The 24,185-nt window shown below is 42.5% G+C and carries 19 protein-coding genes, 1 pseudogene and 1 riboswitch; of the genes and pseudogenes, 17 read left to right on the top strand and 3 right to left on the bottom strand.

Going from position 1 to position 24,185, the window contains the following annotated elements; all coding sequences use genetic code 11:
* The first annotated feature begins 153 nt into the window (after positions 1 to 153).
* The 3 genes from NSQ91_RS27270 (at position 154) to NSQ91_RS27260 (ending at position 3,109) form a co-directional block, all read left to right on the top strand.
* The gene (locus tag NSQ91_RS27270) at positions 154 to 1,080 is read left to right on the top strand and encodes an EamA family transporter (protein ID WP_076130480.1); all 927 of its coding nucleotides are present in this window, start codon (positions 154 to 156) and stop codon (positions 1,078 to 1,080) included.
* Between the two features lie 162 nt (positions 1,081 to 1,242).
* Entirely contained in the window at positions 1,243 to 2,031 is a 789-nt protein-coding gene (locus NSQ91_RS27265) for an isocitrate lyase/PEP mutase family protein (protein WP_076304964.1), read from the top strand.
* Between the two features lie 7 nt (positions 2,032 to 2,038).
* Complete coding sequence (locus tag NSQ91_RS27260; protein WP_076304963.1) at positions 2,039 to 3,109, top strand: bifunctional transcriptional activator/DNA repair enzyme AdaA; 1,071 nt, start codon at positions 2,039 to 2,041, stop codon at positions 3,107 to 3,109.
* Between the two features lie 37 nt (positions 3,110 to 3,146).
* Here NSQ91_RS27260 and NSQ91_RS27255 read toward each other — a convergent pair whose 3' ends face one another.
* Together NSQ91_RS27255 and NSQ91_RS27250 are read right to left on the bottom strand one after the other, a co-directional pair.
* On the bottom strand, positions 3,147 to 3,812 hold the full coding sequence (locus NSQ91_RS27255; RefSeq protein ID WP_076281962.1) for a TetR/AcrR family transcriptional regulator: 666 nt from the start codon (positions 3,810 to 3,812) through the stop codon (positions 3,147 to 3,149).
* A complete protein-coding gene (locus NSQ91_RS27250) occupies positions 3,805 to 5,007 on the bottom strand; it encodes an MFS transporter (protein ID WP_076302394.1) in 1,203 nt (400 codons plus the stop codon). The genes NSQ91_RS27255 and NSQ91_RS27250 overlap by 8 nt, the downstream gene beginning before the upstream one ends.
* Positions 5,008 to 5,268: 261 nt before the next feature.
* On the opposite strand from NSQ91_RS27250, the gene NSQ91_RS27245 reads away from it, so the two are divergent.
* From NSQ91_RS27245 to NSQ91_RS27195, 11 genes are all read left to right on the top strand, one after another.
* Positions 5,269 to 6,807 carry a response regulator gene (locus NSQ91_RS27245; RefSeq protein ID WP_076184797.1) on the top strand — a complete coding sequence of 513 codons (1,539 nt, stop codon included), beginning with the start codon at positions 5,269 to 5,271 and terminating at the stop codon, positions 6,805 to 6,807.
* Positions 6,808 to 6,826: 19 nt separating this feature from the next.
* Positions 6,827 to 8,629, top strand: coding sequence for a sensor histidine kinase (locus tag NSQ91_RS27240; protein WP_076302443.1), 1,803 nt, complete (start codon positions 6,827 to 6,829; stop codon positions 8,627 to 8,629).
* Between the two features lie 17 nt (positions 8,630 to 8,646).
* Complete coding sequence (locus NSQ91_RS27235) at positions 8,647 to 10,182, top strand: response regulator transcription factor (protein ID WP_076304962.1); 1,536 nt, start codon at positions 8,647 to 8,649, stop codon at positions 10,180 to 10,182.
* Positions 10,183 to 10,297: 115 nt separating this feature from the next.
* Positions 10,298 to 12,004: a sugar ABC transporter substrate-binding protein gene (locus NSQ91_RS27230; RefSeq protein ID WP_076280136.1), complete on the top strand. Its 1,707-nt coding sequence runs from the start codon at positions 10,298 to 10,300 to the stop codon at positions 12,002 to 12,004.
* A gap of 87 nt (positions 12,005 to 12,091) precedes the next feature.
* Positions 12,092 to 13,060, top strand: a complete 969-nt coding sequence (locus NSQ91_RS27225) for an ABC transporter permease (RefSeq protein WP_076130468.1) — start codon at positions 12,092 to 12,094, stop codon at positions 13,058 to 13,060.
* Positions 13,061 to 13,119: 59 nt separating this feature from the next.
* Positions 13,120 to 14,022: a carbohydrate ABC transporter permease gene (locus tag NSQ91_RS27220; protein ID WP_139329891.1), complete on the top strand. Its 903-nt coding sequence runs from the start codon at positions 13,120 to 13,122 to the stop codon at positions 14,020 to 14,022.
* Positions 14,023 to 14,069: 47 nt separating this feature from the next.
* The gene (locus tag NSQ91_RS27215) at positions 14,070 to 15,602 is read left to right on the top strand and encodes a glycoside hydrolase family 43 protein (RefSeq protein WP_076304961.1); all 1,533 of its coding nucleotides are present in this window, start codon (positions 14,070 to 14,072) and stop codon (positions 15,600 to 15,602) included.
* A gap of 44 nt (positions 15,603 to 15,646) precedes the next feature.
* A complete protein-coding gene (locus NSQ91_RS27210; RefSeq protein ID WP_256716581.1) occupies positions 15,647 to 16,666 on the top strand; it encodes an endo-1,4-beta-xylanase in 1,020 nt (339 codons plus the stop codon).
* A gap of 82 nt (positions 16,667 to 16,748) precedes the next feature.
* The gene (locus tag NSQ91_RS27205) at positions 16,749 to 18,803 is read left to right on the top strand and encodes an alpha-glucuronidase family glycosyl hydrolase (protein ID WP_340920719.1); all 2,055 of its coding nucleotides are present in this window, start codon (positions 16,749 to 16,751) and stop codon (positions 18,801 to 18,803) included.
* A gap of 24 nt (positions 18,804 to 18,827) precedes the next feature.
* A complete protein-coding gene (locus NSQ91_RS27200; protein ID WP_370510796.1) occupies positions 18,828 to 19,622 on the top strand; it encodes a Nif3-like dinuclear metal center hexameric protein in 795 nt (264 codons plus the stop codon).
* Between the two features lie 84 nt (positions 19,623 to 19,706).
* Positions 19,707 to 19,880 carry a hypothetical protein gene (locus tag NSQ91_RS27195; protein WP_169744809.1) on the top strand — a complete coding sequence of 58 codons (174 nt, stop codon included), beginning with the start codon at positions 19,707 to 19,709 and terminating at the stop codon, positions 19,878 to 19,880.
* A gap of 77 nt (positions 19,881 to 19,957) precedes the next feature.
* Here the strand turns inward: NSQ91_RS27195 and NSQ91_RS27190 are convergent.
* Positions 19,958 to 20,068 (bottom strand): annotated as a pseudogene (locus NSQ91_RS27190) (glyoxalase); the annotation flags it as partial.
* A gap of 246 nt (positions 20,069 to 20,314) precedes the next feature.
* A riboswitch (cyclic di-AMP (ydaO/yuaA leader) is annotated at positions 20,315 to 20,501 on the top strand.
* Between the two features lie 105 nt (positions 20,502 to 20,606).
* On the opposite strand from NSQ91_RS27190, the gene NSQ91_RS27185 reads away from it, so the two are divergent.
* The 3 genes from NSQ91_RS27185 (at position 20,607) to mnmH (ending at position 24,177) form a co-directional block, all read left to right on the top strand.
* On the top strand, positions 20,607 to 21,416 hold the full coding sequence (locus tag NSQ91_RS27185) for an alpha/beta fold hydrolase (protein WP_076184791.1): 810 nt from the start codon (positions 20,607 to 20,609) through the stop codon (positions 21,414 to 21,416).
* 603 nt (positions 21,417 to 22,019) lie between these two features.
* Positions 22,020 to 23,081 carry a selenide, water dikinase SelD gene (selD, locus tag NSQ91_RS27180; protein WP_076184790.1) on the top strand — a complete coding sequence of 354 codons (1,062 nt, stop codon included), beginning with the start codon at positions 22,020 to 22,022 and terminating at the stop codon, positions 23,079 to 23,081.
* 58 nt (positions 23,082 to 23,139) lie between these two features.
* Complete coding sequence (gene mnmH / locus NSQ91_RS27175) at positions 23,140 to 24,177, top strand: tRNA 2-selenouridine(34) synthase MnmH (RefSeq protein ID WP_076304958.1); 1,038 nt, start codon at positions 23,140 to 23,142, stop codon at positions 24,175 to 24,177.
* The last annotated feature ends 8 nt before the right edge of the window (positions 24,178 to 24,185 follow it).

The following is a 24,185-nucleotide window of genomic DNA, read 5'->3' as shown; positions in this document are numbered from 1 at the left end:
TAAATAAACCAAACTCTATCCAGTGGATGGAGTGGCGGAATTTTGTCAAAGATGTATTCTTTGGTTTCAATCGCCCCTTGTCATTTCGATGACAAGGGGCTTTATTATGTTAATGAACTTGCTCAAGAGAAAGGGAAGAGGTTTACGATGAATATGAAGTTATTCAAATATGCTTTACTAGTTTTTTTAGGCGCTTGTAGTTATGGCTCACTCTCTACGATCGTCAAGCTTGGAATGAACGATGGCTTTAGAATGAAACAATTGGTAGGATCACAATACTTTTTTGGATGGTGTATGCTGCTCTTGCTGGTCTTATTATTTTCTCGAAAGAAATTAGGGTTAAAAACAGGCGGGAAATTATTAGCCGCTGGGATCACCATCAGTTTAACTGGCATATTTTATGGCTTCGCCGTTGAACAATTACCTGCTTCGATTGCGATTGTACTGTTATTCCAATTTACTTGGATCGGTGTAATTCTGGAGGCAGTTGTAGATCGAAAACTTCCTAGTCGGGAAAAAGTGATTTCGATGGTTATCCTTCTAATTGGTACAGTATTAGCGGGGGGCATCCTTGAGCCGAGTATAGGTGGAATTACGACCACTGGTGTGATTTTTGGCTTAATGTCAGCCGTGTCGTTTGCTTTCTATATTTTTGTGAGTGGAAGAGTAGCTACGCAGGTGCCTGCCGTTAATAAAAGCTTGTATATGACCACTAGTGCAATGGTTATTATTATGACTGTTTTTTCGCCTTCGTTTTTATATGACGGTGCGATTACCGATGGGCTTTGGAAATACGGCCTACCTCTAGGTTTGTTGGGCATCGTAATTCCAGTTCTGTTCTTTTCGATCGGGGTTCCGAAGCTGGGTTCAGGTCTAGGCGCGATTTTAGGGGCAGCGGAGTTACCGGCAGCTGTAGTAGCCTCCGTGTTAGTTCTGCAAGAAGAGGTATCATTACTTCGCTGGATCGGGATTATCGTAGTTCTGATCGGGATCGCAGCTCCACAAATCCTACCGATGGGGACAGGGAAAAAGTCTTCCAAACCATCACCAAAACAATCACTCCGTAAGGTAGAACTTTAATCGGCAAACTGGCATCGATGGTATGATCTGATCCTGAGAGGATTAGATTATCTATCGGTGTTTTTTTTGTGGAAAAAAAGATTGGTGTTAATTTTTCTGGTATCGATAATGGATGTCTATTATATAGTGGTTCTATTCTTAACTAAATGGAGATGACCACTTATGAACACTAAAAACTATGACTATTTTAAAACGCTGCATGATCAAAAAAATCCACTGATCCTGTACAACTGCTGGGATGTAGCCTCGGCTAAAGCAATAGAGCAAGCTGGAACAAAGGCGGTAGCAACTAGCAGCTATTCCATGGCGGAAGCGTGGGGATATTCGGACGGTGAACAGCTTACATTTGAGTTTATGCTTTGGATGATTTCAAAGATTGCCGAACGAGTAGCGGTTCCATTGACCGTAGACATCGAAGGTGGATATGCTATAGATGAGGATATTTTAGCGCATAACATGGAGCAGTTATTTCAATTAGATATCTGTGGTATCAATTTTGAAGATCAGATCGTAAATCATCCTAACAATGAACTATGGGAGACCAGCGAACAAAGCCGGAGGATCAAAACCATACAACAAGTAGCCTCCAAACTGCAAAAGCGCGTGTTTATTAACGCTAGAACGGATATCTTTTTCAAGGCTAAGGAACATTCGATGGATCTAGTGAATCAAGCTATAGAACGTACCTATGCTTATGCTGACGCTGGAGCGGATGGGATTTTTATACCGGGGCTCGCTGATCCAAGCTTGATTGAACAATTTGTTGAAAAATCGCCACTGCCTGTGAATATTATGGTTATGGACGGTATGCTTTCAAATCATGAATTGCAAAATATTGGCGTGAAACGGATTAGCTATGGACCGCGTAGTTTCTTTCAGGCACAACATAACCTCCAAGAAAATGCCCGGCAAACGCTTGACGCCTCAGGACTTTATTTAGAAATGAGCTAACCACACTATGATAACTAATGAGCAGGATATCGATAAATATTATAAGATGCTGGTCGAGAAAAATTCGAATTATGAGGGCGTATTTTTTGTAGGAGTGAAAACAACGGGCATCATGTGTAGGCCAACTTGTCCGGCTAAAAAGCCATTAAAAGAAAATTGTGAGTTTTTTGCTACAGCCAAGGAAGCCTTATTAGCTTCATATAGACCTTGTAAAAGGTGTCAGCCGCTATCCAATCCAACAAAAATGTCTCCTGAAGTAAAGCGGCTTGTAGAAGCTATTGAGAGCAATCCGGAACGAAAATGGACAGATAAAGATTTTGATGAGCTGTCTATTAGTGCAAACACGGCACGCCGCCAATTTAAGAAACAATTTGGAATGACCTTTATCGAATATGCACGTTCTAGACGTTTAGGACTGGCATTCAAACATATTAGGAATGGGGATTCAATCATTAACGCACAACTGGAAAGCGGGTACGATTCGAGCAATGGGTTTAGGGATGCTTTTTCACGAACGATGGGGACTGTCCCGAATCATTCCAAGCAGATTAAAGTGCTGTACTGTACTTGGATAGAAACGATATTGGGTTCTATGCTGGCCATCTCCGATGAAGAGAGTCTTTTACTGCTGGAATTTGTGGATCGCAAGGGACTTGAAAATGAAATCAAGAGATTACGCATTCGCTTAAATGCAACTATATTACCTGAAAAGGTAGCCGTCCTTGACCAAATTGAGGAGGAATTGAAGCTGTATTTCACCGGTGAACTTACGGAATTTACAACGCCGGTTCGTTATCTGGGCTCAGACTTTCAGCAAAAGGTGTGGAATGAACTCCGGAAAATACCTCTGGGACAGACAGCTTCTTATAAGGAGCTTGCAGAGAAAATCAACAATCCTTCTGCTTGCCGCGCTGTAGCAAGGGCGAATGGCACCAATCAACTCTCAATCTTGGTTCCATGTCATCGAGTGATAAATAGCAATGGTGAATTGGGGGGCTATGGAGGCGGGCTTGCCAGAAAAGAATGGTTAATCAAACATGAGTCTAACCGCTCCTTAAAGCAGAATAATTTCATTTAACTACTTCTTTCTATTACGGAGAAAGTGATGGGTCCCCTTACTTCAAGGCAGGAGATTCATCACTTTCTGTACTTAAATACTGAACTAACATGTCCACAAATCGGTTAGCAATTTGAATATCCTGAAGTTCGTTGTTGAAATCGTCTTTGGAAATCAGGCTCATTTTCTGCAATAAACCCATCATAGACGTGAAGATGAAATGAGCAGTGGATAAGGGTTCTGTATCAAATTTTAATGATCCATCTTTAACTCCGGCCTCCAGAGCATCCATTAAGAAATGTCGTTCTTTACCCCGCATCACAAAATTTCTGTAATTTTCTTTGAGTTCTTTACTGTAATCATAGGCTTCAAAATGCAAGTCGAATAGAAGAATGAATTTGATGTAACCTGGGTGTTGCCGGGCATAATCAATCCAAGCATTAAGCATCGAAGCAAGCATTTGCTTACCATTCATTTCAATTGAAGAAGGTGCGTTTCTAACAAATTGCGTCATGCTCTCCAGGATTTCCATCTGGACCTCAAAAATCAGTTCGTTCATGGACTGGAAATGCTTATAAAAGGTAACCCGGCTTACACCAGCCACGTCGCAGACATCCTTAATATTAACTTTGAGAAAGCTTTGCTTCATAAAAAGATCCTTCGCCGCAGCAATCAATTCTTCCCGGTTTCTGTTTTTTAAATTCTGGTGCCAGTTCTCAGTCATGGGTTACACTCCTTTCTTGTTCTTTTTTTGGTTTTTGTAAGGTGATGAAAAAGGCAGATGCCAGGATAATTGCCCCAAAAATATAGGGGATATCCATGTGTTTGTCAAACATCAATCCCGCTAAAATGGGTCCAAGTATGTTTCCAATGCTGGTATACGTTGTATTTAATCCGGCAGCATATCCTTGCCGATCACCAGCTGAGTTGGCAATCAATGTACTTACTGTGGGTCGTAAAAAAGCATTAAAAGCAAAAAATAAACCGGATACAACTAATAAATAACCTAAATTGATCTTGAATATCATCAACAATAAGGTTATAGCGGTCATCACCAATGATATACGTATAAGCTTTATCTCGCCAAGTCTTTTAATCAGATGATCAAGCAGCCAGATCTGTACAACAATGCCTATAACAGCACCAACCGTAATAATGATTGAGATTTTCGTTGCATCAAAACCGTATTTTTGTTCCACAAAAAGGGCGTACACCGTTTCATAATTCATCAGACCAAATGTCATGATCAGAATGAGCAAAAGATAGCGGAAATAGGACGTCCGGAATGAATTTACGATTTGATTACGAATGGATTCCCGAGGGGCCTGTTTGTTAACGGATTTCCGTTTTTCCTTTGGGAGTGTCTCTGGCATATAAAAACAAAGTATCGTAGCGATAAGCCCAAGTCCACCCGCAAAAAAATAAGGCATGCGTATGCCAAACCCAGCGATAATGCCGCCTAACCCTGGACCAAGCACCATACCCAAATTCATGGAAGCCCCCAAGTACCCCATACCTTTAGCGCGGGTTTCATGGGTAGTGATATCAGCGACGTAGGCCATATTGGAAGGAACCATGATTCCGATACCTATACCCCCAATAAATCTAGCGACATAGAGTAGGGGCAATGTCGTAGAGACAGCAAATATCAGATCTGAAAGTACGGTTAAAAACATTCCGGAAATGATCATTGATTTTCTTCCCCATTTATCCGAAAGCTGTCCCCCTATAGGTGAAAAAATAAACTGTGCTGCTCCAAAAGCTGCAATAAGATATCCGGCAGCAGCTCCTGACGCATTAAACAGCTTCAGATACTCAGGTAGAATGGGAATAACCATACCTTGCCCTAATAAAGCGATAAATAGATTCAACATCAGAATGAAAAGTGGAAATCTAGCAGACTTAGATAAGCTGCTCATATCTTAGCCCTCCCATATGGTTTACACTATGTAATTCTTTACTCGATGTAAACCATGATAATGGAATGATGGGCCCTTGTAAAGGTGTATCTGAAATTTAGGATACGTCGTTTTTTGTACGTTTTTTCAAGTAAAAAAAGTACTGTTTTAAACAAAAGAAGGAAAATTTATGAATTCACATCATTATCCAAGTATGATAGCATGATCTATATATTTTGGTGTAAAGCGCGGGCTTAACTTAATAAGATTGGAGCGAACATCATGCTTAAGGTTCTGATCGTGGACGATGAACCCTGGGTTCTTGAGGGGCTAAGGACGATGATCGACTGGGAAAAATTCGGTTATGAAGTTTGTGGTGAAGCTCAAAACGGCACGGATGCGATGAGGCTTATCCAGGAGAATAAACCGGAACTGGTTCTTACGGATATTAATATGCCTGTAATTAACGGACTTGAGCTTATTACAAAGTTGAATGAGGTCATGGAGAAACCTCCTAAATTTGTGATTCTGTCTGGATATGATGACTTCAAGTATGCACGTACGGCATTGCGCCAGCGGGTAAATGAATATTTATTAAAACCCATTGATGATGAAGAAATAGAGGCTTTATTAAGCAGGATCACTCCAATAATCCAAAATGAAATCGCTTCCAATGAGGAGTTTGATAAAAAGCAATTTTTTATCGTAAATAATATCATCAACCGCCTGATCCAAGGGGAGTATAACGAAAATTTAGAGCTTCTAACCCGAAACACCTTGAAGCTTCAAGCGGATGCAGAGTTAATGTGTATTCTTATCGAACCGGCCTCCTCTATGAATCCATTCCAACCGCAGATAAGTGATTATTTTTCCGAGGAACACTTCTGCTTCTTTCAAGACGGATCGGGAAGAGCGGGGATCATTCTTCAGTCTGCTTCTATCGGCAATGAGAGCCTGGAGACTATCGTCAACCAGATGCATTCAGATCTCACTGAACAATCACAGGAGCTGGTCTTTCTAGCACTTAGCAGCAGAATGGTCGGGGTGAGCTCGATTCGAGAGATTTATAGGCAGGCACTTGAGGTATGGAAACGAAAAACGCATCAGCAGAAAAGAGGGGTCTTTTATTATAGTGAGCTTAGGAGCCTGAAAAAGGAAGAACCTCATGAGGATCATTTCAGACAGCTGCTGCATAAGGTCCAAACGAATGATACGGAACAGATCCAGCCTTGTGTAAAAGAAGCGTTCACTGCTTTCGTCGAGAATCTGCTGACCCTTGAAGTTGTAAAAGCAAAAGTGGCCCATTTAGAGCTTACGATCTGTAGAATTATAGCTCAAATGAATGGAGACCCGGATACGATTATGATTAAGCTTCAGCAAGAATACGGAAATCTAGGTGAGCTTAGTGATTATTTTATATTAAGCCGTTATGTACAAAGTCTGTGTGAACGGGCTGCCGTCTATCTGTCTGAACTAGAGCAGCAGAATGAACAAAATACGATTTACAAGGTTATTCAGTATGTGGATCGGGAATTTCGGAATAAATTAAAGCTTCAGGATTTGGCACAACAATTTCATATTAATTCTACCTATTTGGGACAACTGTTCAGAAAGCAAACGGGTCAGGGTTTTAGTGAATACCTAAATGCCAAACGGATTGAAGAGGCAAAAAGTCTGCTGAAGCGAACACAGTTAAAGATATCGGATATAGCGGTGCAGGTGGGATTCTCTAACACTGATTATTTTATAGATAAGTTTAAGCTGCTTGTAGGGGTAGTACCATCCGTGTATAAAAATGAGAATAAGAACCAACAGCTCTAGGGGAAGCAAGGTGTTTCATATGGAGAGAAAAAAATTCAGATTTAGAAAAGTAGTGAATGATATTCCCTTGAATTATAAATTTTCCCTTATTTATATCATAGGTGTTCTTCTCCCTATCATTATTATTAACCTTGTTTTTTTGGATCGGATTTCCGATCTGATCAAATCGAGAGAGCAGCAGAATCTAGAGATATCCTTAGAAAGAGCCCGAAAGGATATTCATGACTTCATTGAAGGTGGGGTAGCTGTCAGCTATACGCTTTCTGCTGATAAGAACCTGTATGAATTGCTTGAGCGGACGTATGGGAACTCTATTGAATTCTATGACACTTTTGATGAACAGCTAAGAGGCCGCATGAATAGCTATATGCCGGTGAACAATCAGATTGAACGGATTACTGTATTCACGAACAATGATTCCATTGTTTCTGGCAGCAACTATCAGGTCATCAATGAAAAGGTTATGAATAGTGAATGGTATAAGCAGTCGAAGGCTGCGAATAAACATCTGTTTCTTGCCGCTTATCATATGAGTGACATCTCTAGTGTGATTTCTACAGCGCCTTATTTGAGTGTTATTGAGCGAATGGACGCTTACAGCTCATACAATAAATTTGAAAAGCTGCTTAGAATTGACTTGGATCTCAGTAAAATATATGACGTGATTATCAGGGAAAAAGATTACTTGAGTCTTTATCTGGTTAACGAGCAGGACGAGATTATTATGTCTGCCCAAAGCGGGTATCAAAGAGGCACCACGGAACCTTATCCCGTGTTCAAGCTGCAGGATGATGAGCGCAAGGAGGATGTGCATATTGTACCCGTCGGCGGAGCTAGTTATATAAAAGGCTGGCGGATAATAGGAATTACACAAGGTGAGCGTATTACCCAAGCGATAATGGAGATTAGGATTTATGCAGGGATTCTGGCGTCCATTGTCACGCTAATCACAACCGCTTTTTTATATGTGATGTTAAGATCCTATAATTATCGGGTGAAACGGTTATCCAGACATATGCAGAAAGTATCCAATGAGAAATTTGAGCTGATTCGGATTGATGAAGGTCAGGATGAGATCGGGGGCTTGATCCGTAATTTTAACAGGATGACCACTACCATTAATTCCTTGATCAATGATGTATATAAACTGGAGATTCAAAAAAATAATCTGGAGATGGAAAGAGTAAGAGCTGAACTGAATTTTCTGCAAAGTCAGATGAATCCGCATTTTCTGTTTAATACGTTAAATGCCATTTTGGTGGTCTGTACTAAAAATAATTACTCGGATGTTACGGATATCATTAAGAGTTTATCGAAATTACTTAGACGGCTGCTGAGCTGGAAAGAGGATCTCGTTACCTTGGAAGAAGAAATGACTTTCATCGAGATGTATTTGAAAATTGAAAAATTCCGGTTCAGGGATAAATTCGACTATCAATTTGAGATCGATGAGCTGTCGCTTCAATATAAGATTCCCAAGCTAAGCATGCAGCCGCTCGTTGAGAATTCCTGCAAACATGGTCTACAGGCCATAGAGGGACTAGGTGTGATAAAAGTGAAGACGTTAGTGGAGGAGGGACGATTAAAAGTTACCGTCTCTGATAACGGTAAAGGGATAGAGCCAGAGAAGCTGCAAGAATTATTAGGTAATGTTCAAAATGAAGCGTCTTCGGGAACGAATATCGGAATCCGCAACGTGTACCGCCGATTAGAATTGTACTATGAAGATCAGGTCCGTTTTGATATCAGCAGCGTTCCGGATGAAGGGACCATTGTCACTTTTGACATTCCACTAAAACTCCTGGAACGGAAGAATAGCTAGAAAGTGAGGGACCCCCAATGAAATACAAAGTATTATTGATCGATGATGAGCCTAGTGCGCTTGAAGCGATGCAGCTGTGGATTAATTGGCAGGAGCTTGGCTTTGAGGTATGTGGAACCTCCAGCAATGGCAAAGAGGGGCTGGAGCTAATGAAACAGCTAGAGCCAGATCTTGTAATTACGGATGTTAATATGCCGCTAATGAATGGGCTGGAGATGGTCGCAGCTTGGCAACAAGCTGAGATTAAGGAGATCAAATTTGCCATACTAAGTGGTTATAGTGAGTTTGAATATGCCAAGACAGCTATACACTATGGAATTAATCATTATCTGATGAAGCCAGTGTTTCCGGAAGAGGCGGCAGAAGAATTGCTGGAGATATATCAGGAGCTGGAGCAGGAAGCTCAGAAGCGCAGTTTAAATCAAATAGCCTCCGCGGAGGAGGCTGTTTCTCTCCTGAAAGGAATGCTGCATGAGAAAGCTGAGCAGTCGAATCAGGAGGTACTGAACCGACTATCGGAAGGTAAAAGCCATTGGAATATTTGTTTGATACAGATAGAGCCGGTTTTATATACGGAGATCAGAGAGCAAGCCTCAGCCCTCCTAACCGATAAAGATTCGATGTTTCTGATGGATCTGGAAAGTCATTGTTTTGGAATCGTATATGGATACAATTTATTGTCCACTGAGGGAGCTGTGATCGATCAGATTGCAACTCCTTTGCTGAATGAACACCCCAAACAAGCTTTATATATTGCAGCAGGTGCTGGTGTAGGCTCTTTGCTTCAGATCGGGAACAGTTACCGAATGGCGAAAGAAACATTAATGTATTATTTTTATTATTCTGAAAATGTAGAGATCCTGACTTATCAGGAGATTAAGGATAGTCCCTTTAGTTATCATTATGATCAAATTCAACTGATAGATGACTTGATAAGACCGATTAACACCCTGGACTCCGCAGGCTTTAGCCAAGCTGTGAACTCGGCAGCCCGCAGTTTCCGGGAACAGCGCATCGCTCCAGAGGTTGTGAAGAAAATTGTTATTCATATGATGTATAAGATTATTGAGTTTACCTCGGAAGCCAGTGAAGTTCATGAGTCCTCCTTATCTAATCAAATTAGAATCCCCGCGATGTTAGACTCAATGATCACCTTGACGGACTTAATGCGTAATTTGCTATTCTGCGGCGAGGCCAGTATCGATATCCTTCTTAAGGAACAAAACCTAAAATCACAGGGGATTGTTCAGGAGATTAACAATTATATTGAAGAGCATTTTCGCGAATGTCTTACTATTAAGAGACTATCAGAGGTTTTTTTCCTGCACCCGGTATATCTGGGCCAATTATTGATCAAGAAGAACGGTATTAATTTCAATGAACAGCTGCATAACCTCCGAATAAAAGAGGCAGTACATTTACTTCAACAAAATAAATTAAAAAATAGTGAAATCGCTGAAAAAGTGGGCTATGGCAATTATAGTCAGTTCCTCAAGCAATTTGAAAAAAAGCTGCATATGAGCCCTAACGAATTTAAAAACACTAATACCTAAACTTTTTGGGGGTACATCTTTAATTCTGGCGTATTTTCAGAAGATTATCACCTCTATAATTTAACTTGTAAGGGCTTACAACATTGTTACACCAACAAATATATGGAGGTGCTTTATGGGGGGCAAGTTAATATCCAAATGGAAACTTAGTCTGATTGCTGTGTTATCCCTAAGCTTTACCTTAGCAGGGTGCGGAGGAAATAACAGCAACAATACGACGGCTAAAGGGGAAGACAAACCAGCAGAAACAGCCACTTCAACTGCTGCAGGAACAGATTCTGAGAAGATTGAACCTTTTGAAATTAGTATCTTTCTTGGAGAAGCAGGCCAGCAACCAACACCAGATAATAAAATTTATAAAATGATTAAAGAAAAAACAGGCGCATCCTTCAATTTCGAATTCTTAGCTGGGGATCTTAACCAGAAGCTAGGCGTAATGATTGCCGGTCAGGATTATCCGGATTTGATGACTGCCAATACTAAGCTGACAGGAGCGGAAGCTTTTATCCCGCTTGAAGATTTGATTGAACAATATGCTCCAAATTTGAAAGCGCATTACGCAGATTACTGGAACATGATGAAAGACCCGAATGATGGACATATTTATACGCTTCCGAATTATGGTGCGTATAACGGTAAAGTGAATACAACCTATTATGCAGGTCCTGCTTTCTGGATTCAGAAGGACATCCTGAAAGATGCTGGTTACCCACAGGTGAAGACCTTGGACGAGTATTTTGACCTCATTGTGAAATATAAAGAAAAAAATCCAACCATCGATGGAACGCCAACCATCGGATTCGAAATTCTTAACAACGACTGGAGAAACTGGGGGTTGTTTAACGCTCCTCAGCATCTGATCGGACACCCTAATGATGGCGGGGTAGTAGTTAATGATAACGTTGCAGAAATCTTCGCAGATAAAGACTATGCTAAGCAGTACTATCAAAAGCTTAATGAAATGAACCAATTGGGCGTTATCGACCAAGAAACATTTGTGCAAAACTACGATCAATATTTGGCGAAACTGTCTAGTGGAGCCGTTCTGGGAATGTTTGATCAGCACTGGAACTTTGGTTCAGCAGAAGATTCACTCCGGACACAAGGTAAAGATGAAAGAACTTATGTAGGACTTCCACTTGTGTTTGATACCAGCACTAAAGATTATTATCTGGATCGCCCAGCGCTGAACTTGAATAATGGCTTCGGGATCAGTATCAATGCCAAAAACCCTGAAAAAATTATTAAACTAATGGATACATTGATTCAAGAAGATTGGCAAAAAATCTTCACTTGGGGTATTGAAGGTGAAGATTATCAAGTGGAAAATGGCCGTTTTATAAGAAATGAAGAACAACGGAAGAACGCAGTTGATGCTACATGGAAGCTCAGCAACAAAGCAGATGCTTGGTATGCTACAGCTCCGAAATTGCAAGGATTCTTTGAGGATGGAAACTCAACAGATGCTGCGGCTCAACCAGAAGAATACCGGGCTGCACTCAAGCCGTATGACAAGGAAATTCTTGATGCTTATGGCTACAACAGTTATGTGGATTTCTTCAGCGAGCCTGAGCCGAACCCAGTAGCTTATCCAGCTTGGTCCATAGATCTTGTTGAAGGCTCAGATGCCAAAATTGCCGAAACGAAGCTGAATGAATTGCGAACCAAATACCTGCCAAAAGCAATCTTGGCCAGTCCATCAGAATTCGATAAGGTTTGGAATGACTTTGTTGGAGAAATTGGTAAAGCGAATGTCAAAGCCTATGAAGACAAAATCAATGAACAGCTTAAATGGAGATTTGATACTTGGAGTGTTAAATAGTTAGAGCTTGCTTAAAAATCAGAAAGTGGTGGCTTATTAGGCCAACCACTTTCTGAAATATATGGATGATGTGGGGAGAAAACATATATGGATGAGATATTAACGGGGAAAAAAGTTAACCGGCATCCTAAAAGAAAAAAGAAGCAACCGATTACAATGACCTTGATTAAGAATCAGAAACAGCTGATTTGGATGTCGGTTCCATTAATGCTTTATATTATACTATTTGCTTATGTTCCCATCTGGGGATGGACGATGGCTTTCCAAGATTATAAACCAGCTAGAGCATTTAGTGAACAAACATGGGTGGGTTTAAAACACTTCAAGTTTCTTTTTACGGACGATAGCTTTTTGAGAGTACTGCGCAATACGTTGGCCATGGGCCTAATTAATCTAGTTCTAGGATTTGTGACTGCGATAATACTGGCATTGCTGCTTAATGAGATCAAAAATGTATTTTGGAAAAGAACCGTTCAGACCATATCCTACTTGCCTCACTTCCTCTCTTGGATTATTGTAACAGGCATTGTAGCTACTTCTCTTTCGGTTAATGACGGGATTATAAACATCGTGCTCATGAAATTGCATCTCATTGATTCACCGATCCTTTGGTTGAGTGAAGGGAAGTATTTCTGGGGTATTGTAGGTGCTTCACACGTCTGGAAAGAAGTCGGATGGAGTACTATCATCTACTTGGCTGCTATCGCCTCTATTGATCCGGCTTTATATGAAGCTGCTGAGATTGATGGAGCGAACCGGTATAAGAAAATGCGTCATGTAACTTTGCCGGGCATGAAAGCAACCATTGTAATCCTGTTAATAATGTCCGTAGGACATGTACTGGAAGCTGGATTTGAGGTTCAGTACTTGTTAGGAAACGGGCTTGTCGTAGATTGGTCGGAAACGATTGATATATTTGTATTGAAATATGGTATAGCGCAAGGGAATTATTCCTTAGCTACCGCGGGTGGTATTTTCAAAACAGTCGTAAGTGTAACGTTGCTGCTATTAGCTAACTGGACTGCGAAGCGGCTAGGGGAAGAGAGGCTGTTATAATCATGGAAAAAACTCAATTGATTCCTCAAAAATCTCCAAAAAGTAATGCTGGAAACCGGATGAAAAATCTGAGGTTCGAACCCGTAGTGTTCAGCACCTTCAATACTATATTTATGGTTTGTCTAGTTATTGTTACCTTGTATCCATTCCTGAATACTATAGCAGTCTCCTTTAATGCGGGGAATGATACCATCCGCGGCGGCATTTATTTATGGCCTAGAGAGTGGACCATACAGAACTACAAAGCGGTTTTTGCCTCAGGTACAATTTATAATGCTTTTTGGATTTCGGTAGCACGAACAGTGATATCTACGATCCTGAATCTATTTTTAACCACGATGCTTGCGTATACGTTAAGCCGGAAAGAATATGTTTTCCGCAAACATATTACCTTTATATTCGTCCTTACCATGTATTTTAGTGCGGGTCTGATTCCAAACTATTTCCTTATGAAGGATCTTCATTTGCTCAATTCGTTCTGGGTATATGTAATCCCGTCCATGGTAAGTGCATTTAATATGATCGTTATCCGTACTTATATTGGTACCTTACATGAAAGTCTTATGGAATCTGCAAGAATCGACGGTGCCGGGGAATTCAAGATATTCATGAAAGTAGTCTTCCCTTTGTGTAAACCTGTTCTTGCTACCATCGCCCTTTTTGTTGCAGTAGGTGCGTGGAACCAATGGTTTGATGCGTTTATCTACACCTCTTCCCGCCAGAACTTGAGTACATTGCAATATGAATTAATGAAGCTGCTATCCTCTACTATGAACTCGAACAGTAACCCTAGTGTAAATAACGGGACAGGGATGACTCAGGAGTCGGTACATGCCATGGTTACACCAATCTCCATACGGGCAGCCGTTACGATCGTTGCTTCGGTTCCAATTTTGCTAGTTTATCCATTCATGCAGAAATATTTTGTGGTCGGTCTAAATGTAGGAAGCGTGAAGGAATAAGGAGCTTGCAATCACTATTAAGTAATAGGAAGGTTGTCTGTTAAATTATGACCCCATCTTCAATCACATACACGAATCCGATACTTCCAGGCTTCTATCCTGATCCAAGTATCACTCGGGCAGGGGATGACTACTATTTAGTTTGCAGCTCCTTTGAGTATTTCCCTGGCGTACCTATTTTTCATAGTCAGGATTTGATTCACTGGACACAAATAGGTCATGTGCTCAATCGTGTAAGTCAGCTGGATACTCGTAAAAGCAAGAGCTCTGGAGGGATATTTGCACCAACGATCCGCTATCATGAAGGAACGTTTTACATGATAACGACCGAAGTACACGGGAAAGGGAATTTCTATGTTACGGCTACGGACCCTGCGGGTCCGTGGTCAGATCCGATTAGTATTCCTTATGGAGGAATTGATCCTTCTCTAATGTTTGATGAGGATGGAAAAGTATATGTAACCACCCAGCAGGGGGCAGATTATGACTCCCATGCCATCCAATATGAGATAGATATCGCTACGGGAGCAGCATTAACAGAACCAGTTGTCATCTGGACTGGGGATGGCGGACCTTGGACGGAAGGCCCTCATTTGTACAAAATAAATGGAATGTACTATATCATGACGGCTTCAGGAGGAACGGCTAAGGAACATCGGGAGATCATTGGCCGCAGCTCCTCTCCATATGGACCGTTTGAACGATTGCCGTATCCAATATTGACGCACAGCGGTACTGACAATCCCATTCAGTATTTAGGGCATGCCGATTTGATTGAGGATCGTAACGGGGATTGGTGGGCCGTATTCCTTGGGGTAAGACTAGTAGATACAAAATTCACTGTGCTTGGAAGAGAGACTTTCCTTGCTCCGGTAAGCTGGACTGAAGACGGATGGCCGATGATCGATAATAATGAAGACACAGTTGGACTGGAAATGAAGGTTTCACGTGTACCTGGTCAATCGCCAAAACCTGAGACTAGTGGAAGATATGATTTTGATGATCAAGTATTGCCGCTGGGATTAGCCTTTCTGCGGAATCCGGCTGAGGGAAGCTGGTCCTTAAACGAAAGACAGGGATGGTTATCTCTTCGAGGACAATCTGCAGGTCTCAGTGAAGTAGGCCAAGTGGCTTTTGTAGGCAGAAGACAGCAGCATACTTCGGCAGAATGGAGCACGCTGCTTGAAATGCCTTCATCTATTGCTGATGTGGAAGCTGGACTTTGCGCCAGATTAGATGAAAATGCTCATTATGAAATTGGACTTGTTCAAAAAAACGGGCAAAAAGTGATTACAGCTCATGTGACTATGGATGGAGTAACCCATACAGTGGCAGAGGTTCCAACTACTGCCGAGCGAATTTATTTGAAAGTTAAGGCTGAGCTTACCGAATACAGCTTCCTTTATTCTTTGGATGGGCAGGAGTGGAATAAGCTATCAACAGCAGCAGCGTATCCATTATCTCCTCAAGCCGTAAAAGGAAATGGATTTACGGGTGTTCTTATCGGATTATATGCAACAGGTCATGGCAAGGTGGCTGAGGTGCCTGCCTACTTCGATTGGTTCGATTATCAGTCTTAATTATTCGAATACTGATATAAATGCTTTTGTCAGGAGGGAACTTGTTGAGACAAGCTAGTGATTACACAGAACCTGCACTAAAAACAATATTTGCTGAGGATTTCAAAATTGGTGCAGCCGTTAACCTGATGACGATAAAATCACAGGAGCACTTGCTCGCCTATCATTTCAATAGCATTACCGCTGAGAATGAGATGAAGTTTGAAAGTCTGCATCCGCTTGAAGACAGTTATAACTTTAAACTAGCAGATCAGTTGGTTGCGTTCGCCCGAAAACATCATATGGCTATGCGTGGGCATACTTTAGTCTGGCATAACCAGACTACGGACTGGTTGTTTGAGGATAAGAAGGGCGGGTGTGTAAGCAAAGAGACATTGCTTGCACGGCTCAAATCACATATTCAGACCGTGGTTGGGCGTTACAAGGAAGATATCTATGCTTGGGATGTTGTAAATGAAGTTATTGCAGATGAAGGAGAAGAACTTCTTCGCCAGTCAAAGTGGCTGGATATTGTCGGACCGGAGTTTATCGGCAAAGCGTTTGAATTCGCTCATGAAGCCGATCCTAAGGCTTTATTATTCTACAACGACTATAACGAGTCTAATCCACTTAAGCGCGACAAAATCTATAAAATGGTGAAGTCGCTGCTGGAACAAGGAGTGCCGATCCATGGCGTCGGATTGCAAGCCCACTGGAATCTATACGATCCGAGCTTAGACGATATACGTGCTGCTATTGAGAAGTATGCATCTTTAGGGCTTCAGCTCCAATTGACAGAGCTGGATGTGTCCATGTTCCGTTTCGATGACAAACGAATGGATTTAAAGGTCGCACCTGCCGAACTGCTCGAGCTGCAGGCAGAGCGCTATGAAGCGATGTTTGCTCTGTTGAAAGAATACCGCGACGTGATTAGCTCAGTCACTTTCTGGGGAGCAGCGGATGACTATACATGGCTGGACGGCTTCCCTGTTCGGGGACGGAAAAATTGGCCATTTCTATTCGATGAGCAGCATAATCCTAAGCGAGCGTATCACCAATTGCTTAACGCTGTCACCAAATCATAGAGCGGGTAACCTGCTCAAGCTTGCGAATCATGAACCCGTCCTTTTCAATCCAGGGCGGGTTATTTATACGGGAGGAATAAACATGACAAATACCGCTTATGAGGCTTGGCTCAATTATGGTCAGCTGAAATCAGGATCTCTATACAATCAATATATAGATTGGTGTGTTGAGTTGGTAGTAACGGAGGACAACGAGACGATTCAGGCGGCAGCCGCGGAATTCATACAGGGGATGACCTCTATGCTGGGCAAAGCGCCACTGCTCACAGCGAAACCTGAAGGACCGTGTATCGTTATAGGAACCTTCCAAGGGGGGAATCCATTAATTAGTAGAGTATTCGCAGGAGAACGAACCCATTCACTGGGTCCTGAAGGTTTCCTTATACGTACAAACGCTACTGAGCAATGTATCGCTGTCGGTGCTTCAACGCCTGTTGGAATATTGTATGGCGTATTCCATCTGTTACGGCTGATAGGAACAGAAAGCGAGATAGACGCTCTGAATTTGTCTATGAATCCGGTGAACGGCCTGCGAATGATTAATCACTGGGATAATTTTGATGGCAGTATTGAACGTGGCTATGCTGGACGGTCCTTTTTTTACGAGTCCAATCAATTTCTTAACGATACAAAGCGGCTGCGTGATTATGCCAGATTGATGTCCTCTGTGGGGATCAACGCGATTTCAATTAACAATGTGAATGTTCATGAGCTTGAATCTCTATTTATAACGGAGCAATATTTGCCTGATATCGCGTTAATTGCAGGAATATTCCGCGTATACGGAATTAAGCTATTCCTCAGTGCTAACTTCGCCAGTCCGATACAGATCGGAGCATTGGAGACAGCTGATCCACTGGACCCAGCGGTGCGGCAATGGTGGAAAGATAAGGCGGGTGAGGTTTATCGAGTGATCCCTGATTTTGGCGGGTTTGTGGTCAAAGCGGATTCAGAAAATCGACCAGGACCATTCACTTACGGGCGTGACCATGCCGATGGCGCTAATATGCTGGGAGAAGCACTGGAGCCGTTTGGCGGAATCGTGATTTGGCGTTGTTTCGTATATAACTGCAAGCAGGATTGGCGTGACCGTAAGACAGATCGGGCCAGAGCAGCGTATGATCATTTCAAACCATTGGATGGCCGATTTAATGATAATGTAGTGCTGCAAATCAAGAATGGACCGATGGATTTTCAAGTCAGAGAACCGGTATCTCCGCTGTTTGGCGCACTGGAACATACCAATCATCTGATGGAGTTTCAGATTGCTCAAGAATATACAGGGCAGCAGCGGCATCTCTGTTATCTCGTTCCACAGTGGAAAGAAGTCCTTGATTTCAATACTTATGCCAAAGGGCAAACTACACTTGTGAAACATATTGTGGACGGATCGGTGTGGGGAAATAAATATAATGGTGTGGCTGCTGTAACTAATGTCGGGGATGACATGAACTGGACGGGGCACGGGTTAGCTCAAGCTAATCTGTATGGATATGGGAGATTAATTTGGAATCCGGAGCTGACGGCAAAAGAAATAGCTGAGGAATGGATTCGCCTTACCTTTGGCACTGATGAAGGTCTAGTGGCTGCTATTCGCGGGATGTTAATGGACTCATGGAGGATTTACGAATCTTACACAGCTCCATTAGGTGTGGGCTGGATGGTTAATCCGGATCATCATTATGGGCCGAATGTGGATGGATATGAATACGCCAAGTGGGGAACGTACCATTATGCGGATCATAAGGGCATTGGTGTGGATCGTTCAGTCAAATCGGGAACGGGGTATAGCGGACAGTATATGGGTCTCAATGCATCAAATTATGAGAATCTAGCGTCTTGTCCAGAAGAGCTGCTGCTGTTCTTCCATCATGTTCCATACACGCATGTTCTGCAATCGGGGCAAACGGTTATACAACATATCTACGATACTCATTTCGAGGGGGCAGAGCAGGCTGCACAGCTTCTAGCAACATGGGAATCACTTGAAGGCAGCATGGATAGTGGATTGTATGTGCAAGTGAAGCAACGTCTTGAAGAGCAAGCAGAGCATGCGCAGGAATGGAGAGATCGGATCAATACGTATTTTTACCGTAAGAGCGGAATTGAGGATCTTAAAGGCAGAAAGATTTATTAGATTTCGATTCGAGGGATGATGATAGTGAGCCTCACGATTAGAGCGATTTTGAAAGATTTAATGGGAACTGTGGAACAGGTAGAAGGGACTGTGGATATTCTGAACCCAGGGGAACCGGAAACTGAAGTCACAGGGATTATTACGGCCTTCTCTGCCACACAAAATATTGTGGAGCAAGCAATAGCGTTAGGAGCCAATTTGCTGATCACGCATGAAGGTGTATTTTATAGCCATCATGCAGCGAGCGAGTGGTTAGAAGGTGATCCGGTTTATCATGCGAAAAAAAGTCTGATCGAACATTCCCCAATAGCTATTTTTCGTTATCATGATTATTGGCATCGGCAAGAGCCGGATGGGATTATGATGGGCTTGCTGCGAGAGCTGGATTGGTCAGACTATGTGGAAGAGCAGCAAGCGGCTGCTACGATTCTCACTATTCCTGCTATGACTGTAATGGAAGCTGCTCAGTATATTAAAAGTAAGCTAGGCATCTCTTATGTACGTGCTGCTGGTGACCTGTCTCTGTCCTGCAAACGCGTAGGGATATTAGTAGGTTACAGAGGAGGCGGGATGATGGCTATTCCGCTTTTTAATGATCACAATCTTGATTTAATTATCGCTGGAGAGGGACCAGAGTGGGAGACTCCGGAATATGTGCGGGATGCAGGGCACCAAGGCAGATCTAAAGCGCTCATCATGTTAGGTCATGCGGAGAGTGAAGCGCCGGGGATGAAATATTTAGCTGAAATCTTAGCAGACAAATATCCCATGCTTCCTACCCGGTTCATTGCTGAACAACCCATCTATCAGATGGTTTAATCTGGGGAAATTAAGAGTACGGAATAAATAAACATATTATGGAGAAAATGAAGGGAAACAGGTCACTGAGAAAGGAGTGTTTCAATGGAAATTCCTTTGGAGGCTGATGAAGTATTAAGTCGGATCAAAAAGCTGCAAAGCGACGGAAGCTCGATCAGTAAAAAACAAGTAAAGCAAAGCGACCCAGAGCTTATGAGAAGTGCGCTGTTCTTTTTTCCAAGCTGGGAGCATGCATTGAAAAACGCCGATCTTTTGTAGCCATAGTATTGTAAAAGGAAGCTAAGTGGACAGGGGGATATCTCTGATTCTGCTTAGCTTTTTTCTTTTTTATGAAATCATTCGTGCTGTTCATGTGAAATAATATTAACAAGCTTGCCAAACGGATCGGGGACATAGAAACGACGAACACCCCAAGGTACAGAAACTGGCCCAATATTGGTATTGAAGATTGTCGTTTCTTATTAAATAGGAAAGTACTGGTGAATCACCCCCTTTTTCGCTTGCTTCAGAGCAGTTTTTCTAAAGAAAACGAGTAAACAAGAGCAAAAGAAAGAGAAAATGAAGAGTATGCTTAATATGAAATGAAAAGCATTGCTTTCAACATTATTTTGACCAGAGCCCTCCTTTACAAGAAAACCTTACAAGAGTATGATTCATCTCAGAACTGAGAATTATCTTAAATTTACAATTACATAAGCAATCCGCTTAATTTCCGTTTCTGGAAAGCGGGGGAACCAACAACTGGCAGCCGATGTGAGAGTCGGCACTGGTTATGGGGTGAATCCTGTTCCGGGTGCATAATATGCATCCCTGCAGGTAGGGCAACTCTCACTGCCCGAATCCGACAGCTAACCTCGTAAGCGTATGGAGAGAGGATGAATGGCGTGTTTAGTGATGAATAGCCACAGAGAATCCCTCTGTGGTTTTTTGCTGCGTTTTTAAGCAGATATGGTCGTAGAATTTATTATGAAAGAGGTGTTACCTTTGCCTATCGCTAAACTGAACGGAACTTCGCTCTATTATGAAATCAATGGAACTGGCACTCCGGTTGTGTTTATCCATGGACATGGATTAACACACAGTATGTTCAAACCACAGCTGGAGTATTTTTCCGATAAATATAAAGTGATTTTGTGCGATTTACGGGGGAATGGCAAGTCTGGTAAACTGCTGGAGGCCCCACATGAGATTATTGAGACGCAATGTCTGGATCTGATTATGCTGTTGAATGACCTAGGTATCCGTGAAGCAGTTTTTGTAGGAATCGCCTATGGTGGCTTAGTCGTTCAGCATATTGCCAAACAATATCCTGAGCGTGTAAAAGCCATTGTGGTCGCGGATAGCTTTTGTAGGACTCACGGATCAACAATAGTAGGGAAAATACAAACTATGGCAGCATATTGCAGTTTACTAATGTATTATCTCCCAAGCGAGCTGGTGTTGCCTTCGATTCGGATGATGTACCGAGAGCGCTGGAGTCTGGCCTACAATGAGATTAGAAGAGGACTGCTGGACAAACGCCCCCGGGAGTTATATCGGCAAAGGCTGGCTACGAGCCATGTTGATTACACCAGATGTTTAAAGGCTTTTAAACGTCCTGCATTATGTATTGTGGGGGACTTTAATGAATTTGGAGTGAATTGTATGAAGGAAATGGTGTCTCAGCTGCCGCAGGCGCAGTTGGCGATTATTCCGAACGCATTAGATCCAAGTAATCTGTGCCAACCGGAGCAATTCAATGCGATTCTTCAACGTTTCTTAGAGAAGCAGCAGGGTACTCAGCAGATTAGCTGATCTATTGGGAGACCTTCACAAGCGAAGGGTTTAAGTGAGAAAAAAGACGACCCATAGCCAGGGCGGAATGAGCTGGCTATGGGTCGTCTTTCTGGGAAGAACTTTAGGGGAATTCTCCCTAAAATGAAGGAGAGTATGGCTCCTAGAACGTAGATTAGGGAAATCCTCCCTAATAATAGGATGTTTTTAGCCATAAATGGGTATTTGCATGAATTTTTAGGGAGGAATTCCCTAAAAACCTCATTTTAAAGCGATTATCGATGAACATTAGGAAGGATTTCCCTAATATAATGGACATCCAATTAAAGGCTGGCTTATCCGTAGTGAAATCTACGAATGAGCCAGCCTTTGGTTATTTTACTAACCGATGGATGTTGAACATTTACAAGCATATTGTACCTAGAACGCTACTTAATGTCCCTACCCTACCACAGCACCAAATATAGCTCACCCGACGTGGGAAAGAACTGTAGGCCCTAAGTAGTGAAGGTAAGTGTATAGAAGGAGGCGTAGTAAGCAACGCATCTGCTACTCTTGCATTTTGTACAATGCGATCTACTCGTGTAAGATTAAGATAATTCATACTAAAGGAGCTGAGTCATGATGTCTCAAGCTGAAACTATAAAACTGACTTCATTATCTTCAAAAGGGGGCTGCGGCTGCAAAATCGGTCCCGCCGATCTCATGCAGGTTATTCGTAGTCTGCCACCAACTGTTCCTAACCCGGATCTACTAGTAGGTCTTGATACTAGTGATGATGCAGGGGTGTATCGTTTAAGTGATGAATTAGCGTTAGTGCAAACTGTTGATTTTTTCACGCCGATCGTGGATGATCCCTATTCATTTGGTCAAATTGCAGCAGCCAATGCATTAAGCGATATTTATGCGATGGGTGGAAAGCCGCTTACGGTGCTTAATATTGTGGCCTTTCCTATTTCTGTTTTAGATAAAAGCATTCTCGGTGACATTTTGCGCGGTGCAGCGGATAAAGTACAGGAAGCAGGAGCTACTCTTGTGGGCGGACATTCCATCGACGATAAAGAGCCCAAATTCGGATTGGCCGTTACGGGCCTTGTGCATCCTGACAAAGTAAGAACGAATGCGGGCGCCAAGGTGGGAGACAAGCTGATTCTAACGAAGCCTATCGGTGTGGGGATCTTAACAACTTCCATTAAAAAGGATCAGCTATCTCCTGAAGAAACCACACGCCTTACGACAGTAATGTCTACTTTGAATAAAAAAGCGGCTGAAATCATGGAGCCTTATGATGTACATGCTTGTACAGATGTTACCGGATTTGGGCTACTGGGACATGCCTCGGAAATGGCTAAAGGGAGCGGCACGGGCCTGATCATTCGTCAAGGCGATGTACCGATGCTGCCAAGAGTAAGAGAGCTTGCGGAACAGGGATTTGTTCCAGGAGGCACTAAGAATAACTTTGCCCATCTGGAAGGCAGCATTCTTTATCCGGAAGAGATGGACCAACTAAGCCGCTATATTCTATGTGACGCTGTGACTTCTGGCGGACTGCTGATCTCTGTGGCCCCTGAACAAAGCGAAGATTTGCTAAAAGAGTTAGTAGATGCAGGGGTAGAAGCGGCATTGATCGGAGAGGTAACGGAAGAGCATCCGGGTCAGATTACAGTTATAGCTGCTGTGGAATAACTGTTGTATATCAGCTTAGAGCAAATTATGAAGGTTAGCCACCAGAGGAGAGAGCATATTGTTTCAGGACATTACACTGGAAGAACTTAGAGTGTTAAAAAACAAGAAGCAGATCACCATTATTGATGTTAGATCTCCTTCTGAATATAAAGATGCAACGCTGCCGGATAGTTTGAATATTCCCTTTTTTGATGATCAGGAACGGGCTGAAGTAGGGACGTTGTATAAACAGACAAGTGTGCAGGCCGCGAAAGAACGTGGTTTGGAGATTGCTGCGGCAAAACTGCCTTCTTTTGTCAAAGAATTTGCAGCGATTCAAGGAGACAAAGCAGTATTCTGCTGGAGGGGAGGTATGCGCAGCCGTACAACTGCGACCGTACTCTCTTTAATGGATATTCATGCTTACCGGCTGATAGGCGGCTATAAGGCTTATCGTAAATGGGTGCTCGACGAATTGGAGTCCTATGAATGTAAGGCGAAGTCTTATGTGATTCACGGAAATACAGGCACAGGTAAAACCAATCTGTTACACCGCCTGAAAGCGCAAGGCTACCCCGTTCTGGATTTGGAAGGGATGGCAGGTCATCGTGGTTCTATTTTTGGTGAGATTGGCCTTCGTGCGAACAATCAAAAAACGTTCGATAGTCTTCTTTTAGAGGAGTTAATTAAGATCGGGGATTCTCCTTATGTACTATTTGAAGCAGAGAGCAAAAAGATTGGTAAGGTAGTAATGCCCCCATTTATGGCCGAGCAAAAAGAGAGCGGAACGCAGATCTGGATTGAGATGCCTTTGCATGCCAGAGTGGAGCAAATCCTTGAGGATTATCGGCCAGAAGAATACAAGGAACAATGTATTTCTGCATTTCGGAGTATTAAATCCCGAATTCATATCCCTATTGCGGCAGAAATCGAGCGATGCTTGCAGGCAGATTTGTTCGGCGAAGCTGTGGCGCTGCTGCTAGAGTATTACTACGACCCTAGATACGATTATACGTCCACTCAGTATGAAGGCATTGAGAGAGTTACTTTTAAAGTGAATAATCTGGATGAAGCTGAGACTGCTGTGCGTTCTTTTTTAAAACATCAAGAAGTATAAGTTTCGCG

The sequence above is a fragment of the Paenibacillus sp. FSL R7-0048 genome, assembly GCF_038004505.1.
GTDB classification, from domain to species: Bacteria; Bacillota; Bacilli; order Paenibacillales; family Paenibacillaceae; genus Paenibacillus_AQ; species Paenibacillus_AQ odorifer.
The sequence above is the reverse complement of the archived record's forward strand: the minus strand, read 5'-3'. Positions and strand labels throughout refer to the sequence as shown.